At 65.9% G+C, this 1,547-nt stretch carries 2 protein-coding genes; both read left to right on the forward strand.

All coding sequences use genetic code 11. From position 1 onward, the window contains the following. Nucleotides 1-124 precede the first annotated feature (124 nt). Complete coding sequence (locus ACRDU5_RS07545; RefSeq protein WP_526613860.1) at nucleotides 125-1,288, forward strand: FAD-dependent oxidoreductase; 1,164 nt, start codon at nucleotides 125-127, stop codon at nucleotides 1,286-1,288. Beyond that, on the forward strand, nucleotides 1,288-1,547 hold a 260-nt coding region (locus tag ACRDU5_RS07550), incomplete at its 3' end, for a hypothetical protein (protein WP_526613861.1). The genes ACRDU5_RS07545 and ACRDU5_RS07550, both read left to right, overlap by 1 nt.

Consider the following 1,547-nt stretch of genomic DNA (forward strand, 5'->3'; position numbering starts at 1 on the left):
GCCTGAGGGTGGTCGAGGTGGCGGGTGACCACTTGTCGATGATGTCGGAGCCACATGTCGTGGACGTCGCGGCGAAACTGGCTGCGGAGCTCGCCGCGGTCGAGCTTGTCGGCGAGGGCCGGCAATGAACGCGCCGACGGTCGCGGTGATCGGCGCTGGAATCGGCGGACTGACGGCGGCGATCGCTCTGCGGGCCAAGGGCATCGACGTCGAAATCTATGAGGCGGCACCCGAACCGCGGGCCACCGGCACGGCACTGGGGATCGCCAGCAACGCCACAAAAGTGCTGCGCTCGCTGGGCATCGATCTGACAACGGACGCCTCGTGCCGCGCGCTCGAACACTTCGAGTTGCGCACAGCACGTGGCGAGTTGATCCGGAAGCTGCCCGGCGCGGCCATCACCGCTGAACTGGGCCATCCGTTCGTGAGCATTCACCGCAACGAGCTGATCCGCACGTTGCGCAATGCCGCTGGTGACGTACCCATCCACTACGGCGCCGAGGTGGTCGGCGTCGGAATCGAACTATGCGGGGCACGCGCCATATGCGCCAACGGCGCAGACGTGCGCGCAGGAGTCCTGATCGGCGCCGACGGCTTCGGTTCGACCGTCCGGTCGAGAGTAGCCGGTGAGCAGCCTCCCAGCGAGTACGGCTATGTGTGTTGGCTTGCTACCGTACGCTTTTCGCATCCACACATGGTGCCCGGATACACCGGCCACTACTGGGGCAGAGGACAGCGGTTCGGGCTCATCGACATCGGCGGCGGGATGGCCTACTGGTGGGGAACAAAGAACCTTCCTGCCGCCCAGGCCCGTGACTGGGACGGCGGCAAGGCGGACATCCTGGCTGCGTTCGAGGGGTGGGCCCCCGAAGTAGTCGAGGTGATCGAGCGGACACCGGCGGACGCCATCATGAGTGTGCCCGGTCAGGATCGACGATTCCTCAAGCATTGGGGCAGAGGCCCGGTCACCCTGCTGGGCGACGCCGCGCACCCGATGCTGACCAGCAGATCACAAGGCGCCAGCTCCGCAGTCGAGGACGGATATGTGTTGGCTGAGGCACTCGCCCGGATACCCGATGCGGTCGAGGCCCTGCGCGCATACGAGGACAGACGCAGACGCCGCGCCCGGATGCTGGTGCGGAGCTCGCGCCGGCTTAACAAATTGGAGCAGGTGCAGAATCCAGTCGCTTGCGCGGCGCGGAACCTCGGACTGCGTTATGTGCCAATGCGATCGTTCACCCGCCAGACGACCCGTCCCATGCGATTCGACCTGGGGTGGTCAGCATGATGCGGACCGAGGTGCGGCGTCCGCTGAGCCCGGTCGAGCGGTGGTACTGGATCGCCGACCAGACGTCACCTCTCAATGTTATTGCCCGCGTGCGCCTTACAGGTCATTTGGCCAAGGGTGTGCTGGAGCGGGCAGCGGCCGGCCTTTACGATGAACATCCGCTGCTAAGGCTGGCGATTCGCGCCGACGCCGATGGTTCGCACCCGGCATTCACACCGTCGTCGCAGAGCATCTCGCTCCGCACTGTGCACGGCGACGA

Source organism: Mycobacterium sp. (assembly GCF_050701515.1).
In the GTDB taxonomy this organism is placed as follows: domain Bacteria; phylum Actinomycetota; class Actinomycetes; order Mycobacteriales; family Mycobacteriaceae; genus Mycobacterium.